Raw genomic sequence first — 18,042 nt, forward strand, 5'->3', positions numbered from 1 at the left:
GGTTCCTTGTATGGACAGGGCTCAAGGAAGACTGCTGCAACGACCGGGTTTGCACCAGCATCATTGACGTCATCAATGCCCAGGGTGGTGGTCTTGCAACGCCGAGCCGGTCATATTGGCTGACAGTCATTGCCATTGAGCGAGCCTGAACCATGCAACTACGCGCCAAAAGTCTGGTCGCCCTGACCGCCTCCCTGTGTGCCGCCTTCGCCTGCGCCGACAGCCCGGACCCGGTGTTGACACAGCGAATGGACGCAGTAATCGACAGCGCCATCACCGATAAACGCCTGGTAGGCACGGTGGTGCTGGTGCTGCGCGACGGGCAGTTGGTGTACCACCGGGCAGCGGGGTTGGCAGATCGAGAAGCCGGTCGGCCAATGACCGAAGAGACCATTTTCCGCCTGGCCTCTGTCACCAAACCGCTGGTATCGGCCGCCGCGCTGCGCCTGGTAGAGCAAGGCAAGTTGCGTCTGGACGACCCGGTCACCCGCTGGCTTCCCACCTTTAGCCCAAGGCTTGCAGATGGCACCGTCCCGGTGATCACCGTCAACCAACTACTCAATCACACGGCTGGCCTTAGTTACGGTTTTCTGGAAAACCCTCGCGGCCCGTATCGCACCGCTGGCGTTTCAGATGGGCTGGATGAGCCGCAGATAAGCCTGGTGGAGAACCTTACGCGCATCGCCAGCGTGCCCTTAAGCTATACGCCAGGCACCGGCTGGCAGTATTCGATGGCCACTGACGTGCTGGGCGCCGTGCTGGAAAAAGCTTCCGGCAGCAGCCTGCAGGTACTGCTCAAGGAGTCGGTCACCGATCCGTTGGGCTTGCGTGATACCGGATTTGCCGTCACTGATCTGTCACGTCTGTCCGCCGCCTATCAGGACGGCTCGCCGCAGCCGCTGCGCATGGTTGATCAAGCCACCATCACCAGTGGCAACAGCACCGCGCTGTTTGATGTGCGGCGTATCCTCGATCCCCGCGCCTACCCGTCCGGTGGTGCCGGCATGGCCGGGACAGCGGGAGATATTGCGCGTTTTCTGGAAGTTATCCGCCAGGGCGGCGCGCCCATTCTGACAAGCCGCAGCGTGCAGTTGATGATGGCCGACTCGGTCGGCCCACACGCACAAACCCAAGGCCCTGGCTGGGGTTTTGGTTATGGCTGGGCGGTACTGGATGACTGCGCCTTGGCCGATACGCCCCAGTCCAAAGGCACGTTGCAATGGGGCGGCGCCTACGGCCACAGCTGGTTTGTCGACCCGCAGCAAAAACTCACTGTCGTAGCACTGACCAACACCGCCTATGAAGGCATGTCCGGCCTGTTTACCCGACAGTTGCGCGATGCGGTTTACCCGCCGCAGTGATGCTCAGGCCACCGACCACCAACGGGGCAACAACTGCCTGATACGCGATTCGGCAAAGCGATCATCTATCAACATCACCACGCCCTGGTCCTGCTGGCTGCGGATCACCCTGCCCGCCGCCTGCACTACCTTCTGGATACCGGGATACAGGTAGGTGTAGTCATAGCCGGAGCCAAAAATGGCCCCCATGCGCAGCTTCATTTGCTCGTTGACTGGGTTCAATTGCGCCAGGCCAAGGGTGGCGATAAAGGCCCCGATCAGGCGAGTGCCCGGCAGGTCGATACCTTCACCAAAGGCACCCCCCAATACGGCAAACCCTATGCCCTGGCTGTGCTGGGTGAACTGGTCGAGAAAAACCTGGCGCTCGGCCTCCGCCATGCCCCGCGATTGATGCCACAACGGGATATGCGGGTGCCGCTCGGCCAGCAATTGCGCCACCTGTTGCAGGTAATCAAAGCTGCTGAAAAACGCCAGGTAGTTGCCAGGCTGCAGCGCGAACTGTTCGGCGATCAACGCCACGATCGGCTCCAGCGACGCCTGGCGATGGACAAAGCGGGTGGAGATCCGATCAACAATGCGCACCTGCAACTGCTCGGCCTTGAACGGTGATTCGACGTCGATCCACGCCGTATCGGCCGGCAACCCGAGCAAGTCGGTGTAGTAATGCCGAGGGTTCAGGGTCGCGGAAAACAGCACGCTGCTACGGGCGGCGGTCAGCCGTGGGCGGATAAACTCGGCAGGCACCACGTTGCGCAGGCACAGTCTTGATGAACTGCGCTTGCCAGCCAGTTCGCGCTTGCTGATGTCGAAGATAAAATGCTCGTTGAATAGCTCCGCCACCCTGGAAAATTGCAGGGCGTCGAAGTAGAAGGTTTGCAGTTCACCACTGAGCGCTTGCGGGTGGTCGTTGAAATACTGCCCCATGGCGCTGGTGCACAGGGATAAGGCTTGCAGGAGTTTGTCCGGCTTTTGCCCATAGGCCTGGTACGGGGCGATCTGTTCCTTGTGCAGGGCGTTCCACTCGCGGTTCAGGCGCTGCAAGGGTTTCTTCAGCGGTTCGGGGGCCGTATGGCGCAGGGTCTTGAGGGCGTACTGATCAAGGTCAGCGCTGTACATCGAGCGGCCCCGCTCCACCAGGTTATGGGCTTCGTCCACCAGCACGGCAACACGCCACTGGTTGAGCTGGGCCAGGCCGAACAGCATCGCGCCAAAGTCAAAATAGTAGTTGTAGTCGGCGACCACGACATCGGTCCAGCGGGCCATTTCCTGGCTCAAGTAGTAGGGGCATACCTCATGGGCCAGGGCCACATCCCGCAGGTTGCGCTGGTCCAGCAAACGGACCTTGGCGGCGGCTTCGCGGGCGCCAGGCAGGCGATCATAAAAACCCTTGGCCAGTGGGCAGGAATCGCCGTGGCAGGCCTTGTCCGGGTGTTCACAGGCCTTGTCCCTGGCCACCAGCTCCAGCACTCGCAGCGCCAGGTTCGGGTTTGCGTCATACAGCACCTGCGCTGCATCCAGGGCCAGTTTGCGGCCGGGAGTTTTCGCCGTGAGGAAAAACACCTTGTCCAACTGCTGGGGCGCCAGGGCCTTGAGCATCGGGAAGATCGTGCCAACGGTCTTGCCGATGCCGGTCGGTGCCTGGGCCATCAGGCAGCGGCCGGTGCTGACAGCCTTGTATACCGATTCGGCCAGGGAGCGCTGGCCGGGACGAAAGTCGGCATGGGGAAAGGCCAGGGACTGGGCGGCAGTGTTACGGGCTTCGCGCTGGTGCATCTCCTGCTCGGCCCAGCCAAGAAACAGCGCGCACTGCTGATTGAAGAACTGTTCCAGGTCCGCCGCCTGGAAACTGTGGCTCAATACCGTTTCCTGTTCACCGACAATATCGAAATACACCAGGGCCAGGATAATCTCCGCAAGCCCCAGCTTCTGGCACAGAAGCCAGCCGTAAATCTTGACCTGCGCCCAGTGCAATTGCCGGTGGTTGGCCGGCTGGGCGTCGAGGTCGCCACGGTAGGTCTTCACTTCCTCCAAACGATTGTGGTCCGGGTCGTAGCCGTCCGCCCTGCCGCTGACTTTCAACTGTTGGTACTCACCCTCCAGCGTCACCTCGCTCTGGTAGTGGGCGCTGCGCCGCGAAGCGACGGTGCGGTGGCCGACGATACCTTCCTGGGCACTTGGGGACGGGGTAAAGCGCAGGTCGAGGTCACCGACCTTGGCGGTGAACTCGCACAGCGCCCGCACGGCAACCGTGTAGCTCAAGCGCCCTGCTCCGCCCAGCGCACGTAGCAAACCGTCACCGGCATCTGGTGCTCGCCGCAGAACTCCAACCAGCGCAATTGGTTGTCCTGCAAGCGGTCGCCGGGGCCTTTGACTTCGATCATGCGGTAGGTTTTCTGTGCGGGCCAAAACTGGATCAGGTCCGGCATGCCGGCGCGGTTGGCGCGGATGTCCAGCAGCAGGCGCTCGAACCAGTGACGCAGATGCTCGGCGGGTAGGCAGTCGAGGGCCTGTTCAAGCAACTCTTCGCTGAGCACGCTCCAGAACACGAATGGTGACTGTATGCCCCACTTTTCGGCGTAGCGTTGGCGCAGGGTGGTTTTGTAGCGCCCGTCGCTCAGCTCATCCAGGCACCCGGCAAACAACTCGACACGGCGCTGGTGGAAGTCCTCGCTGTGCAAATCCACCGGCCCACGCTGGAACGGGTGGAAAAACGACCCTGGCAGCGGCGCGAAAATCGCCGGCCAGCACAGCAGGCCAAACAGGGAATTGATCAGGCTGTTCTCGACGTAATGCACCGGTGCGGCGACATCGCTCAAATGCGCCTGAACGCAGTGCTCTACCGACATCATCGGGTCCGCAGGCAGTTCAAGGTCCAGGCGCAGGACTTCCCGTGGCCTTGGCTTGGGCAAGGCTGGCTCACCGAGCTTGCGCCGCAGCCGTGGCAACACTCGCAGCAGGTGCTGCTGTTCGGCGGCGCTTTCCGGTAACTGCTGTGCGAGCTGAGCCAGGCTCATGGCCTGGGCAAAATCTTCCTGGCGCTCCAGCACCCGGATCAACCGTGCCCGCGCACCGGGATAGGCACAACTGCGGTAGATCGTTTCGGCCAGCGCCAGTTCGGCGACTCGCTCACAGTGCTGGCCCACTTGAAACAACAGCTTGGCCCGACGTTTTTCCAGCCAGGGGTTGTCGGTGCTCAAGGTGACGATCTGTTCCAGCACAGTCCCCAAGGCCTCTCCTGCTTCAAAGGCCTGCTGGCATTGGTGCAGAAATAGAAACCCGTGAACATCGTCCCGGCTGCGCAGCCCACGGGATTCGGCGCAGAACGGGACTTTTTCGTAGGTGTAGATTCCCAGGTCCGCCAGCACAAACTCCGACCAGTCCTGGTACAGGTTGCCGAAGAACATCAGCCGCAGCCGGTCGCACAGGTCCATGACGGTGAGTCTGTAGAGCCGGTCGTCCACTTCCGGGCACCAGTGCTGGAAGCGGCGGGTTTCGGCAAACTGCGCCGACAACACCGGTAGCCAGTCAGATTTTTTTCCCTTGGGTTGATCGATCCAGGGTTTGAAGGCCCCCAGAATCTCGCCTTTTTGCAACAGCGCGAACACCTGTTCAAACGGCAGCAGGCTTTGCTCATCTACCCAACCCCGCTCTATCAGGGGCAAGACTGCTGCGTGCACCGGGCCGATCTCGGCATAGTTGAGCTTGCTCGCCCGAAAGTGCACACCTTTACGCATGATCATGCGCACCAGCAGCGCCTGGGAGGCTTGCGGCAAGCTGTCGAATTGCGCAATGAAATGCTGTTCGTCGTGGTCCAGCAAATCGGCATAACGCTGCCCAAGCCAGTCGAGGACTTGGCGCAAGTTATGCAGATAGTAGAACGGGTCTTCCAGGGGGTTGGACATTACGGGCACTTGAGAAAACACTGGTTATGCATACAGAGTGCCGTCCCCCGCCAGCCGTTGCAATCAGTAATAGATCAGTGGCGCACGCAACTTTTTGCACAAAAGTGATCAGATGGGGGTGGTTGCGCGTAACATTTGTTGCCCGCAGCCCCTTGGCACGGGACTTTTAAAGGATGAAGGTAAGGGTTATGAACATGAAAAACTTGGGTCTGCCGCTGGTTGTACTCACTTTTCTGGTATTGGCCGGTTGCTCGACGCAGACCGTCGTGACCTTGCAGAACGGCACCCAGTACTTGACCAAGGACATCCCAAAAACCAAGACCGCCGATGGCTTCTACGAGTTCGTCGACATTGCCGGCAAACATGTGCGGGTCAAGGCTGATGATGTAGCGACGGTGCGCAAGGAAGACTGATTCAGCTGTGGCGTGCCTACCCCCTTTCGTAGCAGCTGTCGAATAGAACGAGGCCGCTACAGGGGGCTGGTTCCTGCCTTTACTCAGGTGATGACGATTCCGTCCGCCGACAAGCTATTGAGCCCCACTCCCACCAACGTCACCGAATCCGCCCCAAAGCTGAGCACCGTATCGCTGCCCACTGCCTTGGCATGCTCACGATAATCTGACGCCCCCTCCACCCCGCTGAACACCAACGTGTCAGTCGCCTGATAACCGATAATTCGATCCTGGCCAAAGTGCCCGCTGAACGCAAAAGTGTTGTGGCCGCTGCTGTCGCGCAGGGTATCGTTGCCCGCGCCACCTTCCAGGAAATCTCTGCCGGCTGCGCCCCGAATCAGATCGTCGCCGTCGCTGCCGATGATAAAGGTATCGCCCTTATGGGGGTTGGCATTGCGGTTGAGGTCTTGCACCCAGGTATTGGCACGGGCCGGGTCCGACAGGTTGGCGACAATAATCGTCGAGTCGCGGGTCATCAGGTCATAGAACGTCGAGTCGAGGATACGGCTCATGCCATCGCCGTAGCCAGTTGGCAAATGAGAAACCCAGGTTGGCAGGTTGACGATGGAAAACGGCAAGACATTCCACAGCGTCGAGGCGTAATGATCGTTGAAGCTGACGATGTTGTCGGTGGTCGAGTCATGGGGTTTGTCGTGCACGCCCAGGGATGACAGGTTGGTCGATGAACCGTCGAGGGCACGGAACACCGGGTCGTTTTCATAGCCGATGTTCAGTACTTTATCGCCGCCACCCTGGGTCGGTGAAGCAAACGCCAGGTAGTTGGCCTCCTTGTAGAAACCCGCCCATTTATTAGTGCTCAAGTCGGCCATGCTGTTGACCGCCAGGCCGCCCAGGCTATGGCCGCTGACCAGCACGTCCTTGCCCGTCAGGCCTTGGGTGCTGGCGTAACTGGCGACGTCCTTGAGCAAAGTGCCGAACGCTTCGCCGACGTAGTTTTTTGCGTAGTCCTTCGGGCCCAGGGCCGCCAGCAAATCGCTGATCAGGTCGCCGAGAGAATCGCTGACCAGGCTTTCCCGCGGCCCCGACGTGCCGCGAAAAGCAATGCCGACTTCCAGCAATTTGCCGGTGTCATCGTACTTGCCCAGCACTTCCACTTGGGCAGTGGTGTAGCCGGCTTTTTCGCCAAAGAACGTGCCTCGGGCGTCGACCTTGCCACCATAGCCCAGGGTACTGGCGCTGATGGGCGTCCAGCCGGCTTTTTGTACGGCGTCCAGGGCGGCTTTTTCCGAATCAGGGTTCCAGGGAATGCCGGGGATTACACCTTGGGAATTGGTGCTGCCGAGCAAAGCGCCCACCAGGGTCGCCGGCAATCCCAGACCCAAGCCATTGTGCTGGTAGCCCACGGCAAAGCCGTTATCCAGGTTGTGGTAGGAATACAGCGTGATCGCCATGGCATCGGCGAACAGCGCCTTGGAGTCCACGGCTTCGAGGTTTTTATAGTCAAAGACACCCATGGTATTGCCTCTCTTTTGTTGGAATTGTCGAGCAAGCTGAAACACACGCAGATGATCGTTCCCACGCAGGGCATGAGAACGATCGGTCAACGATTCAGAACGCCCAATCCAGGCTCAACCCCACCCCGTGGACTTTCTCCTTGCTGGCCAGCAGGCCGTTGTAGTCAAGATTGACCCGCGCATCCTTGCTCAACGCCAGGCTGACCCGCGCGCCCACCAACGCCGCATCCCGCACCATCGGCGAGCTCTCCACCGAGAACGGTGTGCTGCCTGAAGCAAACACCAGGTGTTGCTCGGACTCGGTGCCGCTGAGGTTGTGCTGCCAGCCCAGGGTGCCGGACACGTCCAGTTGCTGGTGATCGGTCACGTTGAATGTCTTCAACGCCCGCACACCCAGGGTGCTCAGCACCAGGTCGCGATTGTCATCACCACTTTTCAGCGCCGCAGCGTCACCCTTCTCGGTAAAACCGTCGGTATCCAGATGCACGTAAGCCAGGTTCGCGAACGGCTCCAGAGCCAGTGGTTGCAGGTTCAAGCGGTAGGCTGATTCGGTAAATAGCTGGGTGCTGCGGGCATCGACCTTGGCTTTCTGTTTGCCGGCCACTTCACCGTATTGCAGCTCACGCTTCACATCGGCGCGATGCCAGCTGTAGGTCGCCCCGCCACTCAGGCGCCAGGCGCCGATTTCCTTACCGGCATAGGCACCGAGGTGGTAGCTGTCCACCGACGCCCGAGAGTGGGTGTCACTGCCCATGTTCAGCGACGTGTCGCTGTAACCGGCTACCAGGCCCAGGCGTGTATCCTCATCCAGCGCACCGTCGACACCTGCGAGCATGCCGCCGATGGAGGTGGTGTAGCCCGCCGTGTCGCTGCGGCTATCGGTCTTGCCCCAAGCACCGAGGGCCTTGACCCAGACGTTGCCACGGCTGTCGACGGTCTGGCTGGCAGCGCCCATTCCCCCTTGTTGCAAACGCTCGCCAACCGCTTCGCGCAGGTAACGGTTGTCATTGATCAGCGCGGTTTGCAGCGCCGGGTAGATTTCCCCGGACAACTGCTGGAACGCCCCTTGGGCCGACGCGGCATTGGGCGCCAACAGCAGGCTTTCATAGACACCATTACCGGCGCCCAATTGCTCGGCGGCAACGGCTACTGAGCGCTGGTTGTCGGTGGTGGCAACACTGGCAAAGCTGTTGGCGTTGCGCGCGACATCCAGTTGCACGCCATTGGCGGCGTAGTTCAAGCTACCGCCGACAAACAGGTAGTTCGGCAACACGGCGCCGAAGCTGCCGGTGATACCACCCGCTGCCTGGAGGATGTTGTACTGGCGACCGATCAGGCTTTGGGCCTCGGTCTGGCTGAGCAAGGTCGGACTGTTTTCCAGGGCCAGGGTCACCGTACCGCCGTTGAGGGTGGCCTTGCCGCCGGCCACGATCTGGTCGCTGCTGGTGTTCGACAGTTCCACCGCGTAGGTGGAACCGGCGTCGAAGCTGACATCACCCGCCACGTTTAAAGTGCCGATGGAGTTGCCCGGTGCCACAGTGCCGCCGCTTTTCGCCGTCAGTGAACCGACGCGCCCGGAACCACCCAGCACGCCGCTGTTGCTGACGGTGACATCGGAGGTGACTGAGCCATTGATCGCCAGCAGGCCTTGATTGACCAGGGTCGGACCGCTGTAGGTATTGCTGCCGGTGAGCAGCAGCGCGCCGATGCCTTGTTTGGTCAACCCGCCGTGACCCGAGATGTTGTTGCTCCATACATCCAGCCCGCAATGCACATCCGTGCACAGCCGTTGGGTCGGCTTGCCGGCGTCCACCACGGCGCCAATCCCTGGCAAGTCCGCGACAAACTGGCCGCTGCCATAAGCACCATCGATACGAAACTCAGCCGGGATATCCTCGGCGGTGATAAACATCCCTGGCCCGTTCACCGCCTTGCCCAGGTTGATCATGCCCCAGCCGTACAGCGAGTCGATGCCGGGGGCGCCAAGGTCGGTGGCGGTGGTTTTCAGCAGCGTGGAGATCTGATCGCCGCTCATGTATGGGAAACGCTCCATCAACACCGCCGCACTGCCCGCCACATGGGGCGCGGCCATGGACGTGCCGTTGAAGTTGGCGTAGTCGGTGGTCAGGTTTTCCAGGGTGGTGCCGTTGATCACCGAGCTGTAGATCTTGGTGCCGGGCGCCGAGACACAGAAGCTGGCGGCGTAACCGCACCGTGAGGAAAAGGTACTGATCACGTACGGATCAGGGCTGGCAGTGTTGGGGTTCTGCTGCAAGGCCGCCACCGACAGCCAATTGGGGGCGATCTCTGGCACGAAGTACGCCAGGCCCGAGATGGCATCCGGGTTATTGCGGTTGTAGTCGTTGCCGGCGGCGAAGATGGTCAGCACGCCGCTGCGGGCAGCGTCGATGGCGCCTTGATAGGCGCCGCCAGCGACAGTTCCGAGGATCGGCCGGATGTTATCGAACTGCGCCTGGGCCTCGTTGACGGTGAAATTGGGAAACGCTGGATCGCGACCGCCCTTGGCATACTGATCACCGATACCGATGCCCCAGCTGTTGTTGATAATCCGCGCGCCACCGGCCACCAGGGCGTCCCAGCCGGCCTTGTACACCGCGCCGTCGTTGCCGAGGATAATGCCGTCTTCGGGGCCGGGGTCGCCGTTTTCGGCGGTAATGATTTGCGCGTCAAACGCCACGCCGTGCATTGGCCCGCCATCACGGTTACCTGCTGCAATGCCGCCGACGTGGGTGCCGTGATTGCCCAGCTTACCGTTGGAGCCCAGGGACGGCGTGCCGTCGTAGCGAAAGGTATCGCCGGCCTTCACCGGAATATACGGGTCGGTGTATTGGCGAATGCCCTCGGTGACAATCGTCACCACCTTACCGGGGCTGGCGAACTCTGGATGCAGGGCGTAGACCGGCTGATCGAAGATCCCCAGCTTCACGCCCTTGCCGGTGTAGCCAGCGGCGTAGGCCGCATCGGCATGCACGGCGCCCAGGCCCCAGTCGGCCTTGAACTCATTGCTGCGCCAACTGGCAGCATCCCCCAGCTTGCCGGTTTCCACGTAGGGTGCGGCCTGGGCGGTACCCAGGCTGGCCAGGCAACACAGCAGCGCGCCGTATGGCACGCAGCTCAGGGCCTTGAGCGGGTAGCCCGGGCCTGTTGGGATGGCGGTGTGTAACCCACGGTTTTTTAGTTTCACGGTGACTTTCCTTAGTTTTTATTGCACGTGTTGAATCACTTCTGTTTCGATCCCCCAGTAGCGAGGCTGCGTACTCAAGTTCAGAACTGCCAGTTCAGGCTTAAACCAACGCCCTGACTTTTCTCCCGGCCACCCAATTGGCCGTTGTAGTCCAGGTTGACCCGCGTGGTTTTGCTCAACGCCAGGCTGGCCTGTACGCCCACCAGTGCGGCATCGCGCAGCAGCGGCGAACTCTGCACCGCAAACGACGGCCCACCGGCGACAAACGCCAGGTGCTCTTCGGATTCAATGGCGCTCAGGCTGTGCTGCCAGCCCAACGAGCCGGAAAGGTCCAGTTGCTGCTGGTCATTAAGGTTGATGGTTTTCAAGGCCCGCAGACCCAAGGTGCTCAGCACTGCATCACGACGATCACTGCCACGCTCCAGCGCGGCGGCATCGCCTTTTTCGTGGAAGCGGTCACTGTCCAGATGCACATAGGCCAGATTGGCGAAAGGCTCCAGGGCCAGGGCTTGCAGGTTCAAGCGGTAAGCGGCCTCGGTGAAGACCTGAACGCTGCGGGCATCGACCTTGGCTTTCTGCTTGCCGCTGACTTCGCCGTATTGCAAGTCACGCTTGACGTCGCCGCGATGCCAGCTGTAGGCCGCGCCGGCACTCAGGCGCCAGTCACCCAGTTCATGCCCGGCATAGGCACCAAAGTGGTAACTGTCGATGGATGCCGAAGAGTGAGTGCCGCTGCCCATGCTCAGCGAGCTGTCGCTGTAGCCGGCCACCAGCCCCAGGCGGGTTTCCTCATCCAGCGCACCGTCCACACCCGCCAACATCCCGCCGATGGAACGGGTGTAGCCGGCGGTTTCGCGGCGGCTGTCAGCCTTGCCCCACGCGCCGAGGGCCTTGACCCAGACGTTGCTTTCGCCGGTGACCGGCACCTGGCGCAGGCGCTCGCCGACAGCATCGCGCAGGTGACGGCTGTCATTGATCAGCGTCGCGCCAATCGCCGGGTAGATTTCCCCTGACAACTGCTGGAACGCCTGTTGCGCCGAGGCCAGGGAGTCCGAACGCAGTACGCTTTCATACACGCGATTGCCCGCGCCCAGTTGTTCGGCAGCGGCCGCGACAGAGCGCTGGTTACGGGTGGCGCCGACGCTGGCAAAGCTGGCGTCGCTGCGGGCGATATTCAGTTGCACGGCATTGGCGGCGTAGTCGAGGGTGCCGCCAAGGAACAGGTAATTGGGCAAGACCGCACCAAACTGCCCCTCAATCCCGCCAACAGCCTGGAGGATGTTGTATTGCCGGCCAATCAGGCTTTGGACCTCACTCTGGCTAAGCAGCGTCGGGCTGTTTTCCAGGGCCAGGGTGACGGTGCCGCCGCCCAACACGGCTTTGCCGCCCGCAACAATCTGGTCGCTGCGGGTGGGCGTCAGTTCCACCGCATAGGTGGAGCCGGCTTGCAGCGCAACATCACCCGCCACCTGCAAGGTGCCCACCGAATTGCCCGGTGCGACGGTACCGCCGTTTTTCACCAGTAACGCAGCAATACGGCCGGAACCTCCGAAGGTGCCTCGGTCATTGACCGTGACGGCGGACGTCAGCGAACCGTTGACCGCCAGCAAGCCGCCGTTGACGGTGGTCGCACCGCGATAGGTGTTATCCCCCGTCAAGACCAGGCTGTCAGCGCCGGACTTGACCAGGCTGCCTTCATACACGCGTTGGGCCGCCGCAGCATCACGGGCCGTGCCGACGGCGTAGTCGGTCTGGTCCTGCTGGCTGGCCGTGGCGCTTAGGCCGTTTTCCCAGCCCTTGTCCTGCAAGGTTTGCTGCCAGGCCGCGTGCTCGACGCTGTCTTCGGTTTGGCGCTGGATCAGCGCCTTGTCGGAGATGGCATTGCTCCACACATCGCCCTGCCCGGCGGCCAGGCTCACGCCCATCGGCCCGAGCAATTGCCCCGGCCCGTGCATCGCCCTGCCCAGGTCCGGCACGCCCCAGCCACCCTTGCTGGTGGGTGCATCGGTGATCGAGCCATCCAGTTGCGTGGCGGTGGTCAGCAGCACCTGCAAGGACTGCTCGTTGTTCATGTACGGGTAACGCTCCATCACCAACGCCAGAGCGCCGGTGGCATGGGGCGCCGACATCGACGTGCCGGACTTCACCCCGTAGCCGCCGTCGGGAATGGTGCTGTTGATCAGCGCGCCCGGCGTGGCAATACACCAGTATTTGGCGATGCCGCACTGGTTGTATTTCTGGTTATTGGCCTTGTCCAGGCCCGACACCGACAGCCAGTGACCTTCCAGTTCCGGCTGAAAGTACGGCAAGGCCGAACGCACGCTGGCGTTGGCATAGCCGCTGTTGCCGGCGCTGAACACGTTGATCACTCCAGCCCTGGCCACATCGGCGGCGGCATCCAGCCAGGTGTTCTGGTTGTAGTGCTGGGCGTAGGCCGCATGCAGGTCGCCAAGGCTCTTGTAACTGACGTCCTTGGGCTGGCTGCCCCAGCTGTTGTTGATCGCCCGCACGCCGGCATCCACCATCGCGCTGTAGACCGCCTTGAAGTATTTCGGGTCTGGGGTCGGGCCAAACAGGAAACTGTCGTTGGCGTTGGTATTGCCAACGTATATTTGCGCGTTGTATGCCACGCCGTGCATGCCCACGCCATCACGGGCAGCGCCCATGGTGCCGGTGACGTGGGTGCCATGGGAGTCGTTGTTGGGGTTGAGCGCGCCAGTGACGCCACTGGCAGTGACCGGGTGAAAGCGATCCTTCGACGCTTCGGGGTGGTTGGGATCAAAGCCCGAGTCCAGCGCGCCGATTTTTACGCCGCTGCCGCTGATGCCGGCGGCGTAGGCCTCATTGGCTTTCATGCGGTCCAGGCCCCAGTCGCTCTGGTATTCGCCAGAGCGCCAGCTGGCGGGGTCGTCACGTTGGCCGGTTTCGCTGTACAGCGCGTGGGCCGTGGCCGGCAGTGCCGCGGTCAACAGCAGCAAGGAGCCGGTGGTGAATCGTGGATTAGTGCTCATGCAAAACTTCCTTTTATTGTTATCCGCCCCTACAAAAAAACTAACGGCCAAATGCCTCATCCACCTTGGCCAGGTCGGTATCGCGCAGGTTGCCGGCGTAGTAATGCAATTTGGTCCAGGCCATCAGGTAGTCGTAACGGGCCTGGGCCAGGTCGCGGCGGGTGCTGTAGAGCTGTTGCTCGGCATTGAGGGCATCGAGATTGACCCGCTCGCCGCCGAGGATGCTTTGCTTGGTCGAGACCACCAAAGCCTCGGCCGATACCAGCGCCTTCTGGTAGGCGCGCAGCTTGCTCACCCCCGACAGGCAGGCGCTGAACTGGCGGCGCAGTTCGATCAGGGTTTCCCGGGTCTTGCCTTCCAGTTCGTACTCGGCCTGCTCCATGGCACGGCTGGCCTGGCGGGTGGACGCTGAAACACCGCCACCGGCATACAGCGCCATGCTGATTTCGACGCCAATGGTGTTGGTGTCATAGCGCTGGTTGTAGGTGTTGCCGCTGTCGGATTCCTGCTGCCGGGAACTGGCATAGGCGGTGACGCGAGGTAAGTGCCCGGCGCGGTTGCGCTCCACTTCATAACGGGCCACTTCCAGGGATTGGCGCTGGGAGGCCAGGGTCGGGTTGTTGGTGATCGCCAGCTCATGCCAGGTGTCGTAATTGGCCGGGGCCAGGGTAAACGCGGCAAAGCCTTCGCTCAGCGGTGCAAGGTCGGTGATGTTGACGCTCTGCACGCCGATCAGCGCGCCAAGCTCGCGCAGCGAAGCGTCTTGCTCATCGAGGGCCTCGATCTCTTCGGCGGTGGCCAGCTCGTAGCGCGATTCGGCCTCCAGAATGTCGGTGCGAGTGCCCTCGCCCTGCTTGAACAGGTGCTGGTTTTGCTCGAACTGTTGCTCAAACGCTTTCTTCTTCGCCCGGGCGATGTCGATCTGGTCCTGGGCAAACAGTGCCTGGGTGTAATAGCTGAGCACCCGCACCAGCAACGCCTGGCTCTTGTCGCGAAAGCTCTCATCGGCAAACAGCGCCTGGGCCACGCCCTTGCGGTAGTTGGCATAGGCTTCGTAGTCGAACAACGGTTGTTGCAGGGTGAAGGTGGAGCCGAAGCTGTTGTAGTTGCGGTCGTCGTGATAATTGCCGCCACGCCCATCGGGCAAGGTGGCCTGGGAATTATTGCGGCCCTTGTTGTAGTTATAGGACAGCTTGGGCAACAGCCCAGCGCGGCCGATGGTGCGGTTTTCCAGGCCAGCGTCGCGCTCCTTGAGGGCGCCGAGGAATATTGGATCGTTGCGCAGCGCCTGTTCGTAAATATCAAACGGCCCCATCGCCGCCTGGGCGCTGCTGCACGCGAGTAAAAGGGCGAGGCACACCGGCTTCATGCTCATTGCTCGGTCAACGCTGAGCCGGCGCGATCCAGCAGCGGCTTGAACAGGTAGTTGAGCAACGAGCGCTCACCAGTACGCACAAACATCTCGGCCGGCATGCCCGGCTTGATCACCAGGCCGTGGAGTTTTTCCAGGGCATCGTCGCTGACCGTGGTGCGCAGCACGTAATACGGCGCGCCGGTTTTTTCATCGAGCATTTGATCGGCGGAAATCAGGCTCACCTCCCCCGGCACTCGGGGCGTGCGACTCTGGTTGAAGGCGGTGAAGAGAATGTCCACCGGCAGGTGCGTGCCGACCTTGTCCACCAGATTGACCGGCAGGTGCCCTTCCACTTCCAGACGCGTGCCCTGGGGCACGATTTCCAGCAGGGTTTCACCGGCGCGCACCACCGCGCCTTCGGTGTGCACGCCAAGGTTGACCGCGATGCCATCGGCCGGGGCGTTGATTTCGCTGTGCTGCAAGTCGAAACCGGCGGAGGTCAGCTGTTGCTCCAGGGTCAGGCTGCGCAGCTGTGCGTCGGCCAGTTGGCTGCGGACTTCCTTTTGGTATTCCTCGCTGTGCTGCTGCAATTTCAGGCGCGATTCAAGAATGCCTTGTTCAACGCGACCGCTTTCCCCGGTGTTCTGCGCCAGGTCCTGTTGCACCTGGGACAGTTGGCGCTGGTACTCCATCAGCCGGTTGCGCGGGATGTAGCCGTTGTCGGCCAAGGGTTGCAGGTTGCTCAGTTGGTCGCGCAGGGATTGCGCCTGGGCGCTCAGGTCGCTGCGCGCACGGCGCATGCCATTCAATTGCGCAGTGGCGCCTTCGATGTTGGCGCGAATGCCGGCCTGCTCACGGGCTAAGGCTTCGCGGCGGCTGCTGAACAGTTGGCGCTGACCTTCAAGCACCAGGGCCAGGGCCGGATCGGGACTGGCGCTCAGCTCGGCCGGGAAGGTGATGCCAGGCAGGCTGTCGCGCTCGCTCTGCCAACGGGCGACGCTGGCCCAGGCCATGCGGTACTGGGCTTGCAAGGAATGGACGTCGGCCTGGTTTTGCGTCTGGTCGAGGCGAAACAGCGGTTGGCCTTGTTTCACCACTTCGCCCTCGCGCACCAGTATCCGGCTGACCACACCGGGGCTGAGGGTTTGTACGGCCTTGCGTTTACCCGAGACCACCACCGTGCCCTGCACCGGAATGCCCTGATCCAGGGGCGCAAGGCTGGCCCAGAGAAAAAATCCGCCGGCGCCGACCACTGTCAACACCCAACCCATGCGGGAGAAGAACCCTGCGCCGCGTTCGGGGTGGGTCTGTTCGTAGTCGTGGTTGATTTGGGTGCTGTTGTCGATGCTCATGCGCCTGGATTCCCTGGCTTGATAAAAAACTACTGTAGGAGCGAACCTGCTCGCGAAAAACCTGTGGGCGCCGCGTTGAACCAGACTCCTCGCGTCATCGTTAACGACTATCGCGAGCAAGCTCGCTCCTACAGGTGACTTCGGCCTTTTCACGGGGTGGCTGGCCTGACAATGCCCTGAGCACTTCCTGGCTGGGGCCGAACGCTTGCAAACGACCTTCGTTAAGCACCAGCAGCTTGTCGGCCTGGGCCAGGGCCGAGGAGCGATGGGTCACCAGGATCACGCTGCTGCCCTGGGCTTTCATTTGCATGATGGCGCTGGCCAGCGCCGCTTCACCGACGGTGTCGAGGTTGGAGTTGGGCTCGTCGAGAACGATCAATCGCGGCCCGCCGTACAGCGCGCGAGCCAGGGCCACCCGTTGTTTCTGGCCACCGGACAGGCCGCTACCGTCGTCGCCCAATACGGTGTCGTAGCCTTGGGGTAAACGCAGGATCAGTTCGTGTACGCCGGCTTGTTGAGCGGCCCGCACCACCAGATCGGGGTCGGCTTCACGAAAGCGCGCGATGTTGTCGGCGATGCTGCCGCTGAACAGCTCGATGTCCTGGGGCAGATAACCGATGTGCGGGCCGAGGTCGTCGCGGTCCCAGCGATGGATATCGGCACCGTCCAGGCGCACGGTACCGGCCAGGGTTGGCCACACCCCGACCAGCACTCGCGCCAGAGTGGATTTGCCGGAGCCGGAGGCGCCCAGCACGCCGAGCACTTCGCCGGCCGCCAGGCTGAAGTTGACTTGCTGCAAGGTCGCCACCCGCCGCCCCGGCGGCCCAGCGCTGACCTGTTCGAAACTCACCTGGCCCTTGGGCGCCGGCAGCGCCATGTGTTCAGCCTGCGGGGGGAACTCTCGCAGCAGGCCGTCCAGGCGCTGATAGGCCAGCTTGGCCGAGCTCCACTGCTTCCACACCGCAATCAACTGGTCGATGGGGCTCAGCACCCGGCCCATCAGGATGGTGCCGGCAATCATCATCCCCGGCGTCATATCGCCCTTGATCACCAGCAGCGCGCCCAAACCCAGCACCAACGATTGCAGGCACAGGCGCAAGGACTTGCTCAGGGAACTGATCACCGAACCGGTGTCGCTGGCCTTGTTCTGCAAGCCAAGAAACCGCGAATGCACCTGGAACCAACGCTTGCGCAGCGCGCTGAGCATGCCCATGGCCTGGATGGTTTCGGCGTTGTGCAGGTGACTGGTGGCCAGTTGGGTGGACTGCTGGGAGTAGCCGCTGGCCTCCCTCAGTGGTTTTTTGGTCAGGTATTCGTTAAGGCACGCCAGGGCGATCAGTAACACCGCGCCGGCACTGGCCAGCACGCCGAGCCAGACGTTGAACAGGAAGATCACCAGCAGGTAGATCGGAAACCACGGCGCATCAAAAAAAGCGAACAGCGCCGGCCCCGTAATGAACTGGCGAATGTGGGTCAAATCCCCCAGGGATTGCCCGGCATGACCCTCGCCCCGCTGCAGGTTGCGCTCGAAGGCGGCCTTGTACACCTGCAAGTTGAAGCGCCGCTCCAACTGGCTGCCGATGCGGATCACGATAAAGCTGCGCACCACTTCCAGCACACCGATAAAGGCGAAGAAGCCCACCACCATCAGCGTCAACATCACCAGAGTGGTTTCGTTCTGCGACGACAGGACACGGTCGTAGACTTGCAGCATGTAGATGGACGGCACCAACATCAGCACATTGATCAGTGCAGTGAAGCAGCCGACGCTGATCAGGATGCTTTTATAATCGCCAAGCGCTTTGAACAGTGGTGCAACGGGAGTGGTCTTCGCCATGTTGCTTGATCTTCCCTGAGCTGAAATACGCACAATAGTTTGCCGGGCGCCCAACTAACGGACGGGCAAAACTTCAAAAATATGGACATCGTT

Annotated in this window: 10 protein-coding genes; 2 read left to right on the forward strand and 8 right to left on the reverse strand. The window is 61.7% G+C overall.

What is annotated here, in order from left to right; genetic code table 11:
- Positions 1-152: 152 nt before the first annotated feature.
- Complete coding sequence (locus tag FQ182_RS24645; RefSeq protein WP_149414196.1) at positions 153-1,361, forward strand: serine hydrolase; 1,209 nt, start codon at positions 153-155, stop codon at positions 1,359-1,361.
- A 3-nt stretch (positions 1,362-1,364) separates the two neighbouring features.
- On the opposite strand, the gene FQ182_RS24650 is transcribed toward FQ182_RS24645, so the two are convergent.
- Both FQ182_RS24650 and FQ182_RS24655 read right to left on the reverse strand, forming a co-directional pair.
- A complete protein-coding gene (locus FQ182_RS24650) occupies positions 1,365-3,620 on the reverse strand; it encodes an ATP-dependent DNA helicase (RefSeq protein ID WP_149414197.1) in 2,256 nt (751 codons plus the stop codon).
- Positions 3,617-5,263, reverse strand: a complete 1,647-nt coding sequence (locus FQ182_RS24655; RefSeq protein ID WP_149414198.1) for a VRR-NUC domain-containing protein — start codon at positions 5,261-5,263, stop codon at positions 3,617-3,619. Before FQ182_RS24655 ends, FQ182_RS24650 begins: the two co-directional genes overlap by 4 nt.
- A gap of 188 nt (positions 5,264-5,451) precedes the next feature.
- Between FQ182_RS24655 and FQ182_RS24660 the strand changes: the two genes are divergently transcribed.
- Positions 5,452-5,676 (forward strand): YgdI/YgdR family lipoprotein, encoded by a 225-nt coding sequence (locus tag FQ182_RS24660; protein WP_149414199.1) that lies wholly within the window; start codon positions 5,452-5,454, stop codon positions 5,674-5,676.
- 83 nt (positions 5,677-5,759) lie between these two features.
- On the opposite strand, the gene FQ182_RS24665 is transcribed toward FQ182_RS24660, so the two are convergent.
- From FQ182_RS24665 to FQ182_RS24690, 6 genes are all read right to left on the reverse strand, one after another.
- Complete coding sequence (locus FQ182_RS24665) at positions 5,760-7,190, reverse strand: lipase (protein ID WP_149414200.1); 1,431 nt, start codon at positions 7,188-7,190, stop codon at positions 5,760-5,762.
- A gap of 94 nt (positions 7,191-7,284) precedes the next feature.
- Entirely contained in the window at positions 7,285-10,329 is a 3,045-nt protein-coding gene (locus FQ182_RS24670; protein WP_371923914.1) for an autotransporter domain-containing protein, read from the reverse strand.
- A gap of 146 nt (positions 10,330-10,475) precedes the next feature.
- On the reverse strand, positions 10,476-13,406 hold the full coding sequence (locus tag FQ182_RS24675; RefSeq protein WP_149414201.1) for an autotransporter domain-containing protein: 2,931 nt from the start codon (positions 13,404-13,406) through the stop codon (positions 10,476-10,478).
- Positions 13,407-13,446: 40 nt separating this feature from the next.
- The gene (locus tag FQ182_RS24680) at positions 13,447-14,775 is read right to left on the reverse strand and encodes a TolC family outer membrane protein (protein ID WP_149414222.1); all 1,329 of its coding nucleotides are present in this window, start codon (positions 14,773-14,775) and stop codon (positions 13,447-13,449) included.
- A gap of 2 nt (positions 14,776-14,777) precedes the next feature.
- Positions 14,778-16,112: an HlyD family type I secretion periplasmic adaptor subunit gene (locus FQ182_RS24685; protein WP_149414202.1), complete on the reverse strand. Its 1,335-nt coding sequence runs from the start codon at positions 16,110-16,112 to the stop codon at positions 14,778-14,780.
- Between the two features lie 100 nt (positions 16,113-16,212).
- A complete protein-coding gene (locus tag FQ182_RS24690; protein ID WP_149414203.1) occupies positions 16,213-17,949 on the reverse strand; it encodes a type I secretion system permease/ATPase in 1,737 nt (578 codons plus the stop codon).
- Positions 17,950-18,042 lie beyond the last annotated feature (93 nt).

This window comes from Pseudomonas sp. ANT_H4, assembly GCF_008369295.1.
Lineage (GTDB): Bacteria > Pseudomonadota > Gammaproteobacteria > Pseudomonadales > Pseudomonadaceae > Aquipseudomonas.